This is a genomic window from Streptomyces sp. NBC_00704 (assembly GCF_036226605.1).
Taxonomy (GTDB): Bacteria; Actinomycetota; Actinomycetes; order Streptomycetales; family Streptomycetaceae; genus Streptomyces.
This window is the reverse complement of sequence record NZ_CP109000.1, coordinates 3,608,999-3,624,957: the sequence shown is the minus strand read 5'-3', so window position 1 is coordinate 3,624,957 and position 15,959 is coordinate 3,608,999. Positions and strand designations below refer to the sequence as shown.

The window sequence follows — 15,959 nt, the reverse complement described above, 5'->3', positions numbered from 1 at the left end:
CGTGCCAGGCTGTCGCGTGAGGCATAGGACCTGAGGGGGCCGGGATGGCGTGCCGCGGAGCAAGGGAGGGCCCCGGCGCCGTGCGGCGCCGGGGCCTGTCCTCCCCTGTGCTGACCCGGAGCCCCGAGCTCCCAGGGTCATTCCCCTCGGACCGTTTTTCCCCGAGCGGTCCGCCTCCCGCTGGAAATCTCCCCTCGGCAGCGGGGATCATTCCTTGAGGGTGGTCACTCGAACGAGGGGTGTTGTGCGCGGAGAGTGCAATTCTCGAAAGGGCATTCGATAGCCTGCACGTGATCGAAGCGGTACGGAGCATCGACAAGCATCGACAGCGCAGCGGTACGACGGCTAGGGGGTGCCAGGATCCATGGCGCGACGCATCGACGTGACCGGGGCGGGCGGTGTGCGTCTGGCGGCCTGGGAGTTCGGGGACCCGCCCAAGGGGATCCCGGCGCAGTCCTCCGGCGGGCGGCAGCGGCCCGCGGAACCCGAGCGGACCTCCGGGGTCCTGTTACTGCACGGCCTGATGGGCCGTGCCTCGCACTGGGCGTCCACCGCCCGCTGGCTCTCCGAGCGGCATCGCGCGGTCGCCCTCGACCAGCGCGGCCACGGGCAGAGCGAGAAGCCGCCGCGGGCCGCGTTCACCCGCGAGGCCTACGTCGAGGACGCGGAGGCCGCCCTCGAACAGCTCGGGCTGGCCCCCGCCGTCCTCATCGGCCACGCCATGGGCGCGCTCACCGCGTGGCAGCTCGCGGCCCGGCGCCCCGACCTGGTGCGCGGCCTCGTCGTCTGCGACATGCGGGCCTCGGCGCTCGGCGCGGCCTCGCAACGCGAGTGGGCCGACTGGTTCGCGTCCTGGCCGCTGCCCTTCGCCACCCTCGCCGACGTCCGCAAGTGGTTCGGCGAGGACGACCCCTGGGTGGAGCGCCCGAACCCCTCGCGGGGCGAGTTCTACGCGGAGGCGATGCACGAGTCGCCGGACGGCTGGCGTCCCGTCTTCGAACTCGAGCAGATGCTCAAGTCCCGTGAGACCTGGGTCTACGACGCGCACTGGGAGGAGCTGACCCAGGTCCGGTGCCCCGCCCTCGTCGTGCGCGGCCTCGACGGCGAGCTGGGCCGCGCGGAGGCCCAGGAGATGGTCCGCGTCCTGCCGCGCGGCGAGTACGCCGAGGTGGCCGACGCCGGCCACCTCGTCCACTACGACCAGCCCGAGGGCTGGCGCACAGCGATCGAACCCTTCCTGGACACCGTCCTCACCCCCGACACCCCCTGAGCGAAACCGGCGGCCTCCGGGCGGTGGCCGCCGGCCTCCGGGCCGACGCGTGGCCTCCGGGCGGGCGGCTGCGACTTCGCGCGGAACCCCGCAGCCCCCCAGCGGGAGCCGTCGGCCCGTTCGCGGAAACCGGCGGCCTCCGGGCGGGAGTCGAAGCCCGCCGCTCGCCGCCGGGCGGGCATCCGGCGGGGCGCGCGGGGGACTGTCGCCCCCTGAGCGGAACCCCGGCCGGGCGGTAGCCGTCGGCCCGGGGACGCCTCAAACCGCCCTTGCTCACGGCCGCCGGGATCGCCCCGGCCGGGGCGCCGGGACCTGGGCGTCAGCCCTTGCTCACGGCTGCCAGGATCTCCGGGAGCCGTGCCGCCGTGCGCGGCGCGGCCAGCCGCAGTCCCAGGAAGGTGATGCCCGCGCCGTGCCCGGGGACGCCTCAAACCGCCCTTGCTCACGGCCGCCGGGATCGCCCCGGCCGGGGTGCCGGACCTGGGGCGTCAGCCCTTGCTCACGGCTGCCAGGATCTCCGGGAGCCGTGCCGCCGTGCGCGGCGCGGCCAGCCGCAGTCCCAGGAAGGTGATGCCCGCGCCGTACACCGCTCCGCCCGGCAGCAGCAGCCACGTCCAGGTGTCGCCGCCCTCGCTGACGTTCAGCCAGATCGTCACCGCGATGACGGGCGCGCACAGCAGCGCCGCCGAGACCATGCCGCCGAACACCGCGATCCAGGCCAGTCCGGCCTGCCCCGGGGCGACGTTCTTGTAGCCCTCCTGAGGGATCGAGTAGGGGAAGCGCGCCGACGTCCACGCGCCCGTCGCGAGCATCGCGCCGAGCAGTGCGAGGGACAGCCCCAGCACCTCGGGCAGCTTCCGCCAGTCGCCGAGCAGAGCGGTCGTCAGCACGGTCACCGACGTCGCGTACGGCAGGGTGATCAGCAGCAGGGCCAGCGCCCGGGCGCGCAGTTCGTCGTAGGCGTCCCGCGTCGACGAGATCGTCATGGCGACCATCCAGAACGCGGAGGTGTCCTGGCCGAACTGGTTGTACATCTGGATGCCGAGCATCCCGGCCGCGAAGCAGGCGAAGTAGATCGAACCGGTGCCCTGCAACGCGTTGAACAGGGGCACGATCAGGCCGATGGCCAGCGACGTCACCCAGGCCGCCTTGGTCTTCGGATCACGCCAGACGTAGCGCAGGCTGCGTTCCATGACGGTGCCGGTGCGCCCGCCCGGCAGCAGCCGCGCCGGGCCTGCCCGGCCCCGCCGCTTCCGCGCGGCGGGTTCGGCGGCCTGAAGGGTCGAGCCGTCGGGCGACGTCATCAGCTGGGTCATGCTCCGCGCCCAGGCCGTCACCAGCAGGACCAGGGCCGCCGCGCTGACGGCGAGCTGCGCGGCCGCGACGCCGTGGTGCCCCTTGCTCACCGAGTCCACCGCGCCGACCGCCGAGGCGGGCGGCAGCCACCGCAGCACGGCCGCCGCCGGATCCAGCTCCGCCAGGCCGGACGTGCCGAGCCGCTGCGCCCCGAAGTTGACGACCTGCGCCCCGACCGCGATGACCAGCCCGCTCAGCACGGCCAGATCGCGGCCCTTGCGGCTGGTCAGCAGCCGGACGTTGGCGGTGGCCACGGTGCGCGCCAGCGCCACGCACACCAGCAGGCCGAGCGCCACGGCGAACACGCCCACCGTCCACGCCGCCGCGCCGTGCGCCAGGGCCACCACGGCCCCGGTGAGCGTCAGCAGGGTGAGCAGCGGCCCGATGCCCACCAGCGAGGCCACCAGCAGCGCCCGCACCAGGGGCAGGGGGCGCAGCGGCAGCATCACCAGCCGGGTCGGGTCGAGGGTCTCGTCGCCGCTGGGGAAGAACAGCGGCATCACCGCCCAGCCCAGGCCGAACACCGCGACCAGCAGCACCACCAGCGACACGGCGTGCGCGTGCCCCCGCAGGGCGACCAGGCCGAGCAGCAGCAGCGCGGCGAACAGCAGTGTGACGACGGCGGAGGCGACGTAGGCGGCCCGGCGTCCGCTCGACTGCCGCAGCCCGTTGCGCAGCAGGGACAGCTTCAGCCGGACGACGGTGGCGACGAGGCCCGGTGCGGAGGCGGCGGCGGAGGCCGAAGCGGTGGCGGAGTCCGGCGCGGCGGGGGCGTTCAACGGCCCGCCCCGCCCAGCCAGTCGAGGTCGGAGCCGGTGTCCCGGCCCTGGGCCCCGACGAGTTCGAGGAACGCCTGCTGCAACGAGGGCGCGGATCCCCGCACCTCCTCCAGCGTGCCGTGCGCCCGGATGCGTCCCGCCGCCATCACCGCCACCCAGTCGCACAGCGACTCGACGAGTTCCATCACGTGGGAGGAGAAGACGACCGTCGCGCCGGACGCCGTGTACCGCTCCAGGACGCCCCGGATGATCTGCGCGGACACCGGGTCCACGCCCTCGAACGGCTCGTCCAGGAAGAGCACTTCGGGGTTGTGCAGCAGCGCGGCCGCGAGCCCGATCTTCTTGCGCATGCCGGTCGAGTAGTCGACGACGAGTTTGTGCTGGGCGCCGGCCAGATCGAGGACGTCGAGCAGCTGGGTGGCCCGCTTGTCGACCTCGGGGCCGGGCAGCCCCCGCAACAGCCCGCTGTAGGCCAGCAGTTCGCGCCCGGACAGCCGTTCGAACAGGCGCAGTCCCTCGGGGAGGACCCCGATCCGGGCCTTCACCTCGACGGGATCCCGCCACACGTCGTGTCCGGCGATCTCGACGGACCCCTGGTCGGGCCGCAGCAGCCCGGTCACCATGGACAGGGTGGTGGTCTTCCCGGCCCCGTTCGGCCCGACGAGCCCGATGAACTTGCCCGAGGGCAGATCGAGATCGATCCCGGCGACGGCGACCTGCTGACCGAACCGCTTCCAGAGGTTGCGCACGCGTACGGACGTCATGCACGAACCCTACGCATGAGCTGCGGGAGACCCCCTACCGGTCCCGCCCGCACGCGTAGGCGAGCGGCGAGATCAACTCCTCGGCGTCCGGCAGCCAGCGGTTCGCGGCGGTCGGCCGGCAGGCCCACTGCACGGCCCCGCGGGACCCGAACCGGGTGGGCGGCGCGGCGACGTACGTGCCCTCGCCGAGCGTCACGAGATCCAGGGCGCTCAGCGACCAGCCCAGCTTGCGCACCAGGTCCGGCACCTTCGCCGACGCGCCCGGCAGCACGAAGAACTGCATCCGCCGGTCCGGCGTCAGGGTCACCGGGCCGAGCGTCAGGTCCATGCGCTCCATACGGGCCAGCGCGAGGAACCCGGCCGTCTCCGGCACGGAGATCGCGTCGAAGGTGCGACCGGTCGGCAGCAGGATCGAGGCCGTGGGCTGCTTCTGCCACATCCGGCGCGCGACCGTCGCACTGCCGGTCGCCTGCGTCGCCCAGTCCGGCCGGGCGGCGTGCGCCCCGGGGGCGGCGCACGCGCCGTCGCCGCAGGAGCAGACCTGCACCCCGTCGACGGCTTCCAGCCAGGTGCCGGGGAAGACGTCCCAATGACGTTCCTCGGCGTAGCGAACAGCGGTCTCGAGCAGCGATTCCCCGCGCTGCTTCGGGATTTGAGTGGCTTCGGCGCCCGCGATGGTCTCTTCCACGATGAACACAACTCTAGCGGTCACCAGGGGTTACGCCCGCCGCCGATGCGCGGGGGAGGAGCATCGGTTCGGCGTCCGGGGCGCATGGGTGCATGTGCGGGGGCGCGCGGGAGGAACGGGCGCGGGAACGGGTATCCAGGTAGCGGGGGCGGCTTTCCGTCGGCGACCGGCGATTCTCCGCAAGGACACGGCAGCACACGACATCACCCGGCACGGCCGGACATCACCCGGCACGAAACGGCACGGCACCACACGGCGTGGCTCGGCCACGACCGGCGTCGCCCGTCATTGCGGGGCAATCATCGGCAATCCTCGCATGCCTCGCATTTTCGGCCGATCGGTGGGGCATTGATCTGCTCGGCCGGAATTTTTCGGTGCAAGACACGTCAACTCGGTGTGTGGGCGGGCACCCGCCGCCCCGGTCACCGCAGCCACAGGGGGTAGTGCCCATGGCCGCAAGGCCGCTAGTCGCGCGGCAGCCGAACGAACGGCTGCAGGCGCTCATCCAGGAGGCGGGGTGCTCGAACGCCGGGCTCGCCCGCCGCGTCAACATGTGCGGCGCGGAGCACGGTCTCGACCTGCGCTACGACAAGACGTCCGTGGCCCGTTGGCTGCGCGGGCAGCAGCCCCGGGGGCGCGCTCCGGCGATCATCGCGGAGGCGCTGGGCCGCAAGCTCGGCCGCACGGTCACGATCGACGAGATCGGCATGGCCAACGGCAAGAACCTCGCCTCGGGCGTGGGGCTCCAGTTCTCGCCGACGGTGCTGGGGGCCATCGAGCAGGTCTGCGAACTGTGGCGCAGCGACGTGGGCCGGCGCGACTTCCTGTCCGGCTCGTCCGTGGCCGCCTCGGCGCTGGTCGAGCCGAGCCGCGACTGGCTGATCTCCGCGCCCGACGCGCAGGTGGCGCGGTCCGCGGGCCCGCGCGTGGGCCAGTCCGACGTGGCCGCCGTCAAGGCGATGACGCAGGCCCTGGTCGACCTGGACCACCAGTACGGCAGCGGGCATGTGCGCCCGGTCGTCGTGCACTACCTCAACAGCGTCGTCTCCGGGCTGCTCGCCGGCTCCTACCGGGAGGCGGTGGGCCGTGACCTCTTCGCGGCCGTGGCCCGTCTGACCGAACTCGCCGGGTACATGGCCGTCGACACCGGTCAACCGGGCCTCGCCCAGCGGTACTACATCCAGGCGCTGCGGCTGGCCCAGGCGGCCGGCGACCGCGGTTACGGCGGATACGTCCTCGCCGCCTCCATGAGCCATCTCGCCGCGCAGCTCGGGAACCCGCGTGAGATCGCCCAGTTGGCGCGGGCGGCGCAGGAGGGGACGCGCGGGCGGGTCACCCCGCGCGCGGAGGCCATGTTCCTCGCCGCCGAGGCGCGCGGACACGCCCTGCTGGGGGACGTCCGGGGCGCGCAGGCGGCCTCCGGGCGGGCGGTGTCGGCGCTGGAGGCGACGGACGGGGCCGCGGGCGACGACCCGGCGTGGATCGCGCACTTCGACGAGGCCTACCTGGCCGACGAGTTGGCGCACTGCCACCGAGACCTCGGCCAGGCGGAGGCGGCGGCGCGCTGCGCCGAGCAGGCGCTGGCGGGGCATCCGCCCGGCCGTGCCCGGCGGCGTGCGATCGGGTACGTCCTGCTGGCCACGGCGCAGGTGCAGCAGCGCGAGATCGAGCAGGCCTGCAACACCGGCCTGAAGGCGGTCGAGTTGCTGGGGACGCTCCGCTCCAACCGGGGCGCGGAGTACCTGGAGGACCTCCAGCAGCGGCTCGCGCCGTTCCGCGAGGAGTCGGTGGTACGGGAGTTCGGGGCGCGGCTGGAGTTGCAGACCGCGGCGTGAACGGGCGGGGCGCCGCTGCGCGCGGGTGCGGGAACGGCGTCCGTCCACGGGACGGCGGCGGACGCGGCGCACGGCGCTCCGGATCTGTCGGGAACGTCACTGTCCGGCCCAGAAGCGGCAGGTCAGGTTCTGAGCTGCGTGGCACGGGGTTCCGGGGACCCGGTAGCGTGAGCCGACGATTCCGAAGGTCCCCCATTCGTAGGAGTCCCGGTGACGCAGAGTGGACAGGGCGAGGAGCCCTCGGCGCAGCCCGCGCGCGAAGGCATCGTGCTGCCCTCCGACGGCGGGGAACCCCTGCTGCCGGGAATGACGCCGAGCGTGCCGAGGCCGGGAGACCGGTCCGGCCCGCAGCAGGGCGGGCAGTCCGGCGGGTACGACGCCCGGCAGTACGGGCAGCCCGACCCGGCACGCCAGGAGTACGGGCAGCCCGGCGGACAGGGCCGAGACGACCACGGGCAGCAGCAGTACACGCAGCAGCCGGCCTACGGGCAACAGCAGTACGGGCAGCAGCACTACGGGCAGCCCGGAGCGCAGCCGCAGCCGCAGCCGCAACCCGGTCCGCAGGACTATGGACGCCAGGACTTCGGGCAGCAGGGCTTCGGGCAGCAGGACGGCGGCGGGCCGGCGCCGGCCGGCGGGCAGACCTGGGGACAGCCCTGGGGCCCCGACCGGCAGACGTCCGCCCCGCAGCAGTCCGCCCACGGTCGGCAGGCCCCGGCGGACCGGCCGGACCCGGACGCGGGGCGGCAGGACCGGTGGAACGGCCCCCAGGCGTCCTGGAACGGCGGCGCACAGGCGGGGCCGGGCCCGCTCCCGCCGGAGGCCGCCCCGGCCCCGGGCGGCGCCGTGTACGGCGCGGGCGCGCCGCTGCCGCCCGCGGTGAGCCCGGCCGACGAGGGCGCGACCCAGTACATACCGCCCGTACCGGCCGATGAAGGGGCGACGCAGTACATACCGCCCGTCCCCGCCGACGAGGGCGCGACGCAGTACATACCGCCCGTCCCCGCCGACGAGGGCGCGACGCAGTACATACCGCCCGTGCCGGCCGGCGAGGCCGCGACGCAGTACCTTCCGCCGGTCGCACCGGGCGCGCTGCCGCCCGAGAGCCCGGCCGAGTCGACCCACTTCCTGGGCCGCGCCCCGCGCGACGCCGCCGGGCCGGTGCCCGGCACGGGAGCGTTCCCGGGCGGACAGCCCGGCGCGCACCCCGACTCCGAGGCCACCCAGTACATTCCGCCCGTTCCGGGCCAGGGCGGCGGGGACGCGAAGCCGCCCGCCGGGTTCGAGAACCTCTTCCGCGACGGACCGGGCGGCGACGGCCAGGCCGGGTCCACGCAGCAGCTCCCGCGCTTCAGCGAGCCGGACGGCCCCGGACACGGCGCCCCCCAGGGGTACGGGGCCGGACCGGCCGCCCGTTCCCCCCAGTCCCCCTACGCCCAGTCCTCGTACGCCCAGCCCTCCTACGGGCAGTCCGGCCCCGTCCCGCCCGGCGGTCCGGCGGCCGGCGGGAGACGCGGGGCGCGGGGCGATGACGGCGAAGGGGGCGGCGAGGGCCGTACGCGCTCGCGCGTGCCGCTGTTCGCGGCGGTCGGCGTGGCGCTGGCGGTCGTCGGAGTCGGCGCGGGAGCGTTGCTCGCGGGCGGCGGCGGCGACAAGGGCGGCGCCGGCCAGACCGTCGCCGCGTCGGCCCCCGTCACCGGGGGGTCCGCGTCGGCGTCCGCCGACGGGGCCCGGCAGCAGGCCGTCGAACTCGACAAGCTGCTGGCCGACAGCGGGAGCAGCCGGGCCGGTGTGATCAGCGCGGTGGCCTCGGTGAAGTCGTGCGACAACCTCTCGCAGGCCGCCACGGACCTGCGGGACGCGGCCGGGCAGCGCACCGGCCTGGTCACGAGGCTGTCCGCGCTGAAGGTGGACCGGCTGCCGGACCACGCCGCGCTGACCGTCGCGCTCACCAAGGCCTGGCAGGCGTCCGCCTCGGCCGACGAGCACTACGCCGCCTGGGCCGACCAGGTCAACGGCGACAAGAAGAAGAACTGCCGGAAGGGCTCGGCCCGCGCGACCGGGGAGGCGCAGGCCGGCAACCGGGCGAGCGGCACCGCCAGCGCCCAGAAGGGCCGGGCCGCGAAGCTCTGGAACGAGATCGCGAAGAAGTACGGCCTGACCCAGCGCGGCCCCACCCAGCTCTGACCGGTGACCCTCGGTCGACGGCCGGTGACGGCGCGGTGAACCCCAGGGGCCCGTGAAGCCCCTGGGGTGACGAAACGTACGATCGATGACCGTGCAAGGTTCGGAGAACTCTTCCCGTCGCGGCCGTCGCTCGTTCACCATGGGCGGCATGCCACTCAACGACATGCCGTGGTGGCGCTGGCGCAGCAATGTGCGCTCCGCGCTGCACATGCTCTCCGATCCGGTGTTCCAGCAGAACGTCTGGCTGGCCGGCGCCGAGGGGTACGGGGACGTCACCGACGCCGTGTACCGCCTGGTCGAGGACACCTGGCTCGACAACTGGTCCGCCGAGAAGTACGTCGGGACGATCTTCCGCGACTCGCAGGAGGCGGCCCTCGTCGACACCGCCGTGCTGCGCGTGCTGCGGATCATGCACCAGGTCGGGCCGGACGCCCCGGTCTCCGCGTACGTCGACCACGAGGCCTGGCCCGACGCGGTGCGGGCGGCGCGGGACGCACACGTGCGCATGGCGGCGAGCGACGGCGACGACCCGGACGCACCGCCCCGGACGCTGGAAGTCCTGCGGATCATGACGCGGGCGGCGTAGGAGCGCGCGGGAGGCCGAGGGGCACGGGGACGCAGGGCGGCCGCCCGCGTTCCGCCCTGCGGGACGGCTGTCCACGCCGACGGGCGGTATGGGACCCTGTCGGGCATGAACGCGCAGTCCGGCCGAGCCCCGGCGAACCCCGCCGACCAGTACGTCCTCACGCTCTCCTGCCCCGACAAGCAGGGCATCGTGCACGCCGTGTCGAGCTACCTCTTCATGACCGGCTGCAACATCGAGGACAGTCAGCAGTTCGGCGACCACGACACGGGCCTGTTCTTCCTGCGCGTCCACTTCTCCGCCGAGTCCCCGGTGACCGTGGACAAGCTGCGGGCGAGCTTCGCCGCGATCGGTGACTCCTTCCACATGGACTGGCAGATCAACCGGGCCGACGACCGGATGCGCATCGTCCTCATGGTCAGCAAGTTCGGGCACTGCCTGAACGACCTGCTGTTCCGCGCCAGCATCGGCGCGCTGCCGGTGGAGATCGCGGCCGTGGTGTCCAACCACACCGACTTCGCCGAGCTGGTGGGCTCGTACGACATCCCCTTCCACCACATCCCGGTGACGAGGGAGAACAAGGCGCAGGCCGAGGCGCGGCTGCTGGAGCTGGTCCGGGAGCAGGACGTCGAACTGGTCGTCCTCGCCCGCTACATGCAGGTCCTCTCCGACGACCTGTGCAAGCAGCTCAGCGGCCGGATCATCAACATCCACCACTCGTTCCTGCCGAGCTTCAAGGGCGCGAAGCCGTACCACCAGGCGCACGCGCGGGGCGTGAAGCTGATCGGCGCGACGGCCCACTACGTGACGGCCGACCTCGACGAGGGGCCGATCATCGAGCAGGAGGTCGAGCGGGTGGGCCACGGCGTCACGCCCGACCAGCTCGTCGCCATCGGGCGGGACGTGGAGTGCCAGGCGCTGGCCAGGGCCGTCAAGTGGCATGCGGAGCGTCGCATCCTGCTCAACGGCCGGCGCACGGTCGTCTTCCCGTAGGCGTCGTTCCGGTTCGGGCTCCTCCGGTTCGGGCTCCTCCGGTTCGGGCTCCTCCGGTTCGGGCTCCTCCGGTTCCGGCTCCTCCGGTTCCGGCTCCTCCGGTTCCGGCTCCTCCGGTTCGGGCTCCTCCGGATTCCGGCACCTCCGGGTTCCGGGACCCGGCCCCCCTTCTCCCGCCGCTTCTCCCGCCCCTCCGCCTACATCCGGCTCAGGCTCGCCGCCGCGAACAGCACGTCCCGGATCGCCTCGCGGTCGCCGAGCTGTCCGGCCGCCGCTTCCTCGGGCGACACATGGCCCGCGGCGAGGCGGCAGAACTCCACGTCGTCCAGGGCCACATGGGCCACCTCGTGGTCGGCGGAGCCCACCGCGGCCGGTGAGTCGAGGGGGATCAGCCACTGGCCGCCGCCCGAGCCCTCGATCTCCAGCCGCAGGCTGCGGCCGGGGCGGCCGGCGCTCACCAGGTGGCGGGTGTGGTGCGAGGGAGCGGCGAGCCCGGCGCGGCGGCGGGCCGCGAGCGTCTCCGGCAGCATCCGGGCGGCCAGGTCGATCATGCCGTGCAGATGGCGGGGAGCGGGCGGCGCGTACGGGTAGTCGACCGCCTCGGCGATGTCCTCGGCGTGCACCCAGCACTCGAAGGCGCGGTCCAGCATGGCGTCCCGCAGCGGCAGTTCGAAGCCGCCGTAGGACACCGGCATGGCGCCCTCGGCCTCTCCGCCGGTGAAGGCCGCCGTGCGGACCAGGGCGTGGGTCTGTTCGCGCCAGGGGCCGCGCACGGAGCGGGTCGGCGGGAAGCGCGAGCCGGCCCAGAAGGCCTCGGTGCGGCGCGCGGGGGTGCCCGGGGGCGCGTCCGGCCGGTCCGCGCCCGTCCCGCGTGCCCCGTCAGCGTCCCGTGCCCCGCCCGTCTCCAGCGGGTCGTCGAGCCCCAGGGCCAGGGCGACCAGTCCGTCCACCGCGAGCAGATGGGCGATGACCCCGGCGACCGTGGTCCGCCGGCTGGCGGCCTCCTGGCCGCGGAACCAGCGCAGCCGCACGGGAGCGTGCCACTCGGCGTCCCCGAAGTCCTGGAGCAGGGCGTCCAGCCGCGCGGTCTCGGCGTCGTACGACTGTGCCCAGCGCGGCACCGGGATGCGGGGCGGACGGCGGGTCAGGCAGCCGTCGATGACACGGGTGCGCAGACCCGGGTCCAGGTCGAGGCTCTCCGGGCGTTGCAGCAGGCCGACCGCCTCGCGCAGCCGCCGTGCCTCGTCGGCGCACCCGCCGCAGTCCCCGAGGTGCTCCTCGACGGCGGCGGTCTCCTCGGCGGAGCAGGCCGCCAACGCCCATGCGCCCAGCAGCGACTTGAGGACCGGGTGCTCCAGCCGGAGCGGCTGCGGGAGGTCCGGCGCGGGCGCGGCGGGCAGCGGCAGCCCGCCGTCCTCGACGGACGCGCGGGGCAGCGGTATGCGCGGCGGCCGACCGGACCCGGAGCCGGAGACGCCGTCCCGGCCACCGCCGTCACCGCCGCCATCGCCGCCGCCGGGGCCGCCCTGCCCTCTCTGCCCTCCCGGCCCACCCGGTCCGCTGTCGTCCGGCCCGTTCATCCCGGTGGACACCCTGTCTTCCCCGGCTTCCCCGGCGTTCCTGTCTTTCCCGTCCTCCCGGGCCTTCCCGTCCTGGCCGCCCTCGCTCCCCCGGCCCCCTTCGCCTCCTCCGGTCCGGTCGTCGTCGCCGTAACCGTCGCCGCCGTCGTACGACGGCCAGGCGCTCGCGTCGCTCACGCGGCACCCCCGTATCCGGGCGGGGCTCCGGGGGCCGCGGTGTCGTGGGCCGTGGACAGCAGTTGGAGGCCCAGGCGGAGCCGGCGGCGCGCCTCGTCATCGGTGACGCCGAGGTCGGCCGCGGTCTGGCGGTAGTCGCGGCGCTGGAAGTAGGCCAGTTCCAGGGCGGCGCGCAGGGGCGCGGGCATGGCCTGGACGATGTAGTCGGCGCGGGCGGCGACGGACGCGTGCCGCACCCGGTGCTCCAGTTCCTCGCGCGCCTGGGCCGAGCCGCGGCCGGTCTCGGCGAGCGCGGCGGTCTCCGTGGCGCGCAGCTGCTGCACGGCGAGACGGTGGGTCAGCGCGGCGACCCAGGTGCGCAGCGGGCCCTGCCGGGGGTCGTAGGCGTCGGGATGCTCCCAGACGTGGGCGAAGACCTCGCGGGTGATGCCGTCGGCCGCTCGTTCGTCTCCGAGCACGCAGTGGGCGAGACCGTGCACGAGCGAAGCGAACCGGTCGTAGAGCTCGCCGAGGGCGGCCGCCTCACCGCGCGCGAGCCGCTGCTGCATCTTGCGGTCCCAGCGGGGCGGTGCGTCCTTTTTCGCCATGCGGCCCCCTCACCCGTGTCCGTCCCTGCGGCCGTGCGTCCTTCGGTCTCGCGTCTGTCCAGCGTGCGTCCGCCGTCTCCTCGAATGTAGTCGGCACGTACGACAATGCACGCCCCTTTGTTGCAATGTGCGCCCCCTGCCCGTCAGGGAGTGGTATGGGCGGCACCTACCCGACAGGCATGGATCGAACCGGACTGGATATGACAGAAACAAGCCTCTTTCCGTTTGTTTCTGTTTTCACGCCGGTGTTTCGGGGCACGGCCGCTGGGCAGCCGCGCTGCAAGGAAGCGAAGGGACAGCTTCCGTTCCCAGCCAGCTACAGCGAACAAAGGGCGTGGTGGTGGCCTTCACGGTGACCGGCGGCGAGCAGGGCGGATGGGCCGTGCTCCACGTGTCCGGCGAGCTGGACCTGGTGACGTCGCCCGTGCTGCGGCAACGGGTGCACGACGAGGTGGCCGAGGGCCGCCACAGTCTCGTCCTGGACCTCTCCGACGTGTACTTCTGCGACTCCAGCGGCGTCGGCGTGCTGATCGCGGCCCGCAGGCTGATCCGCTCCTGCCGGGGACGGCTGCGGCTGATCCTCCCCGCGCACGGCGCGGCCGACGGCTCCCACGTCAACCGGGTACTCGGCGCGCTGGGCGTGCGCCGTCTGTTCGACGTCTACGGCGATCTCGCCGACGCCGTGGACGACGGGACCGAGCCCCTCTCGGCGTGAGCCGTGGCCCGCCGGGCCACACGTGTGTCCCGGAATTCCTCCGGTCTCGCCACAGGTGTCGCCTTCCGGCCGCCCGGACGTCCCCGGCGTCGTACGCTCCCTGCCGGAAGCACTCCCGTCCGCGCGCCGGAAAACCCTCCGGACACGGCCGGGAAACCCTTTGGGCAGGCACCGGCCGGGAACCCTCCCGGACGCGAGGCCCGGAGGCATCACCACCCACCCCACGACGTGACGACGTAAGGCGGCCCGAGCAGACATGGTCAGCAGTGAGTACGAGCGCAGGATCGCCGCCCGGTTCGCCACCTTCGACCAGGACGGCAACGGCTACATCGACCGCGTGGACTTCGCCGCCGCGGCCAAGGCGGTGCTCGCGGAGTTCTCGACCGCGGCCCGCTCCGACAAGGGGCAGGCGCTGTACGCGGGGGCCGAGGCGTTCTGGCAGGGCATGGCCGGGATCGCGGACCGGGACGGCGACCAGCGCATCAGCCGGGACGAGTTCGTGAACAGCGCGGTCAAGCGCCTGCGGGACAACCCGGAGCGGTTCGCGGAGATCGCCCGCCCCTTCCTGCACGCCGCCCTGGACGTCGCGGACGCCGACGGCGACGGCCGGGCCACGGTCGAGGACACCGTCCGGGTGCTGCACGCCCTCGGAGCGCCCGACGAGGTCGCCCGCGGGGCCGCCGCCGTCCTCGACGCCGACGCGGACGGCAAGGTCGGCGAGGCGGAGATCGTCCCCGCCTTCGCGCGCTACTTCACCGTCCCCGAATAGCCGTCCCCGGATCGCCGGCGGCCGCCGGCCGGGCGGGCCGCGCGTAGCGTTCGCGCAGCTTGTACTTGAGGACCTTGCGGAGCGTGTCGTTGCGCGGCAGGGCGTCCACCAGCTCCAGCTGCTCGGGCAGCTTGTGCACGGAGAGTCCCGCCGCGCGCAGGTACGACGCGACCGCCTCCAGGGTCAGCGTCCGCGCGCCGGGCGGCTGTTCGACGACCGCGCACACCCGCTCCCCGCGCTCGGCGTCGGGCAGGCCGATCACGGCGACGTCCCCGACGCCGGGGTGGGCGGCCAGCAGGTCCTCGATCTCCTTGGCGGACACGTTCTCCCCCTTGCGGATGATGACGTCCTTCAGCCGCCCGGTGAGCACCAGATGCCCGCCGCCGGTCAGCCGCCCGAGGTCGCCGGTGCGCAGGAAGCCGTCCGCGTCGAACGCCTCCGCGCTCTGCGCGGGGTCCAGGTATCCCTGGCACACGGCCTCCCCGCGCAGCCGCACCTCCCCGTCCACGACGCGTATCTCCATGCCCGCGGGGGGCCGCCCCTCGGTCGTCGCGAGGTGGTCCGCGGTGTCGTCGGGCGACCCCATGGTGATCATCGGCACCTCCGTCATCCCGTACCCGTGGGTGAGCTGCACGCCCATCTCGCGCACGACGGCGTGGTACACCTCGGGCGGCTTGGGCGCGCCGCCGCCCGCGAGCAGCCGTAGCGTGGGGATCACGGGGACGCCCGGCCGCTTGCGCTGCTCGGCGAGGAACATCGAGTAGAACGCCGTCGAACCGCCCGCGACCGTGACCCCGTGCCGCCGGTACTCCTCCAGCGCGTCCGGCAGCGCGAAATGCTCGAACATCACCGCCGGGAAGCCGTACAGCAGCAGCATGACGGTGTAGTCGGGCCCGGCGATGTGGGCGTAGGGGAACGCCATCGAGCCGACGTCGTCCGGGGTCAGCCGCAGCGCGTGGGCGAGGCAGGAGCCGCCCGCGATCAGCGAACGGTCGGTGTGCAGGACGCCCTTGGGGTCGGAGGTGGTGCCCGAGGTCCAGTAGATCCAGCGCACCGCGCCGCCGTCGGCGGGCGGCGGCGGGAGGACGGCCGGATCCCCGTCGGGCAGGTCGTCGTAGGCCTCGAAGACGCCCTTCGCGCCCAGCCGCCGGGCCATCTCGGTGTGGTCGTGGCCGCGCCAGACGCCCGGCACGGCGAAGAACTCCGCCTTCGACTCGCGCAGCGCGAAGCCGACCTCGCGGTCGCGGTAGAACGGGATGACGGGCGACTGCACGGCCCCGAGCCGGGCCAGGGCGAAGGACAGGACGGCGGTCTCCAGGCGGGTGGGCAGCTGCCAGGCGACGACCGTGCCGGGGCGCACGCCCATGCCGTACAGCCCGGCGGCCGTGCGTTCGGCCCGCTCGCGCAGCTCGCCGAAGGTCAGGGCGCGCTCCTCCTGGAGGAGGACCCGGCGGCCGGGGGTGAGGACGGCGCGGCGGACGAGCAGTTCCCACAGCGTGCGCGAGCCGCTCAGCTCGTGGGCGGTGGCGGTGGCGGTGGCGGTGGCGGTGTCGGTCACGGCGGCCCCCTGGCCTGGCGGTCAACTGACGGATCGTCAGATTTTCGGCAGAGCGTAGGGCCGGTCGCCTTGTCGGTCCAGGGGTCGCGGACTAGCCTGCGGGGAGCAACCGCATCTG

General features: G+C 74.1%; 13 protein-coding genes. 7 read left to right on the top strand and 6 right to left on the bottom strand.

The window, feature by feature from the left end:
* Nucleotides 1-364 precede the first annotated feature (364 nt).
* A complete protein-coding gene (locus tag OG802_RS15720) occupies nucleotides 365-1,270 on the top strand; it encodes an alpha/beta fold hydrolase (RefSeq protein WP_329411125.1) in 906 nt (301 codons plus the stop codon).
* A 488-nt stretch (nucleotides 1,271-1,758) separates the two neighbouring features.
* Here the strand turns inward: OG802_RS15720 and OG802_RS15715 are convergent, their stop codons facing one another.
* The 3 genes from OG802_RS15715 to OG802_RS15705 all read right to left on the bottom strand — a co-directional run bounded on the left by OG802_RS15715 (nucleotide 1,759) and on the right by OG802_RS15705 (nucleotide 4,866).
* Nucleotides 1,759-3,318, bottom strand: a complete 1,560-nt coding sequence (locus OG802_RS15715; RefSeq protein ID WP_329417092.1) for a transporter — start codon at nucleotides 3,316-3,318, stop codon at nucleotides 1,759-1,761.
* Nucleotides 3,319-3,401: 83 nt separating this feature from the next.
* Complete coding sequence (locus OG802_RS15710) at nucleotides 3,402-4,169, bottom strand: ABC transporter ATP-binding protein (protein WP_329411123.1); 768 nt, start codon at nucleotides 4,167-4,169, stop codon at nucleotides 3,402-3,404.
* 34 nt (nucleotides 4,170-4,203) lie between these two features.
* The gene (locus tag OG802_RS15705) at nucleotides 4,204-4,866 is read right to left on the bottom strand and encodes a bifunctional DNA primase/polymerase (protein ID WP_329411122.1); all 663 of its coding nucleotides are present in this window, start codon (nucleotides 4,864-4,866) and stop codon (nucleotides 4,204-4,206) included.
* A gap of 440 nt (nucleotides 4,867-5,306) precedes the next feature.
* On the opposite strand from OG802_RS15705, the gene OG802_RS15700 reads away from it, so the two are divergent.
* From OG802_RS15700 to purU, 4 genes are all read left to right on the top strand, one after another.
* Nucleotides 5,307-6,692, top strand: coding sequence for a transcriptional regulator (locus OG802_RS15700; protein WP_329411120.1), 1,386 nt, complete (start codon nucleotides 5,307-5,309; stop codon nucleotides 6,690-6,692).
* A gap of 210 nt (nucleotides 6,693-6,902) precedes the next feature.
* Complete coding sequence (locus tag OG802_RS15695; protein ID WP_329411118.1) at nucleotides 6,903-8,879, top strand: hypothetical protein; 1,977 nt, start codon at nucleotides 6,903-6,905, stop codon at nucleotides 8,877-8,879.
* Between the two features lie 85 nt (nucleotides 8,880-8,964).
* On the top strand, nucleotides 8,965-9,465 hold the full coding sequence (locus OG802_RS15690) for an SCO4402 family protein (protein WP_329411117.1): 501 nt from the start codon (nucleotides 8,965-8,967) through the stop codon (nucleotides 9,463-9,465).
* Between the two features lie 105 nt (nucleotides 9,466-9,570).
* A complete protein-coding gene (purU, locus tag OG802_RS15685; protein ID WP_329411116.1) occupies nucleotides 9,571-10,455 on the top strand; it encodes a formyltetrahydrofolate deformylase in 885 nt (294 codons plus the stop codon).
* Nucleotides 10,456-10,652: 197 nt separating this feature from the next.
* On the opposite strand, the gene OG802_RS15680 is transcribed toward purU, so the two are convergent.
* Nucleotides 10,653-12,035: a zf-HC2 domain-containing protein gene (locus OG802_RS15680; protein ID WP_329417090.1), complete on the bottom strand. Its 1,383-nt coding sequence runs from the start codon at nucleotides 12,033-12,035 to the stop codon at nucleotides 10,653-10,655.
* 173 nt (nucleotides 12,036-12,208) lie between these two features.
* Nucleotides 12,209-12,799, bottom strand: coding sequence for a sigma-70 family RNA polymerase sigma factor (locus OG802_RS15675; RefSeq protein ID WP_329411115.1), 591 nt, complete (start codon nucleotides 12,797-12,799; stop codon nucleotides 12,209-12,211).
* A gap of 334 nt (nucleotides 12,800-13,133) precedes the next feature.
* On the opposite strand from OG802_RS15675, the gene OG802_RS15670 reads away from it, so the two are divergent.
* Both OG802_RS15670 and OG802_RS15665 read left to right on the top strand, forming a co-directional pair.
* Nucleotides 13,134-13,514, top strand: coding sequence for an STAS domain-containing protein (locus OG802_RS15670; protein WP_109000295.1), 381 nt, complete (start codon nucleotides 13,134-13,136; stop codon nucleotides 13,512-13,514).
* A 256-nt stretch (nucleotides 13,515-13,770) separates the two neighbouring features.
* The gene (locus OG802_RS15665; RefSeq protein ID WP_329411113.1) at nucleotides 13,771-14,283 is read left to right on the top strand and encodes an EF-hand domain-containing protein; all 513 of its coding nucleotides are present in this window, start codon (nucleotides 13,771-13,773) and stop codon (nucleotides 14,281-14,283) included.
* On the opposite strand, the gene OG802_RS15660 is transcribed toward OG802_RS15665, so the two are convergent.
* The gene (locus OG802_RS15660) at nucleotides 14,267-15,841 is read right to left on the bottom strand and encodes a class I adenylate-forming enzyme family protein (protein WP_329411111.1); all 1,575 of its coding nucleotides are present in this window, start codon (nucleotides 15,839-15,841) and stop codon (nucleotides 14,267-14,269) included. The genes OG802_RS15665 and OG802_RS15660 overlap by 17 nt on opposite strands.
* Nucleotides 15,842-15,959 lie beyond the last annotated feature (118 nt).

Coding starts and splice junctions, on each gene's coding strand:
- OG802_RS15680 (WP_329417090.1), bottom strand. CDS start 12,035: ATGAACGGGCCGGACGACAGCGGACCGGGTGGGCCGGGAGGGCAGAGA.
- OG802_RS15665 (WP_329411113.1), top strand. CDS start 13,771: ATGGTCAGCAGTGAGTACGAGCGCAGGATCGCCGCCCGGTTCGCCACC.
- OG802_RS15700 (WP_329411120.1), top strand. CDS start 5,307: ATGGCCGCAAGGCCGCTAGTCGCGCGGCAGCCGAACGAACGGCTGCAG.
- OG802_RS15675 (WP_329411115.1), bottom strand. CDS start 12,799: ATGGCGAAAAAGGACGCACCGCCCCGCTGGGACCGCAAGATGCAGCAG.
- OG802_RS15710 (WP_329411123.1), bottom strand. CDS start 4,169: ATGACGTCCGTACGCGTGCGCAACCTCTGGAAGCGGTTCGGTCAGCAG.
- purU (WP_329411116.1), top strand. CDS start 9,571: ATGAACGCGCAGTCCGGCCGAGCCCCGGCGAACCCCGCCGACCAGTAC.
- OG802_RS15720 (WP_329411125.1), top strand. CDS start 365: ATGGCGCGACGCATCGACGTGACCGGGGCGGGCGGTGTGCGTCTGGCG.
- OG802_RS15690 (WP_329411117.1), top strand. CDS start 8,965: ATGACCGTGCAAGGTTCGGAGAACTCTTCCCGTCGCGGCCGTCGCTCG.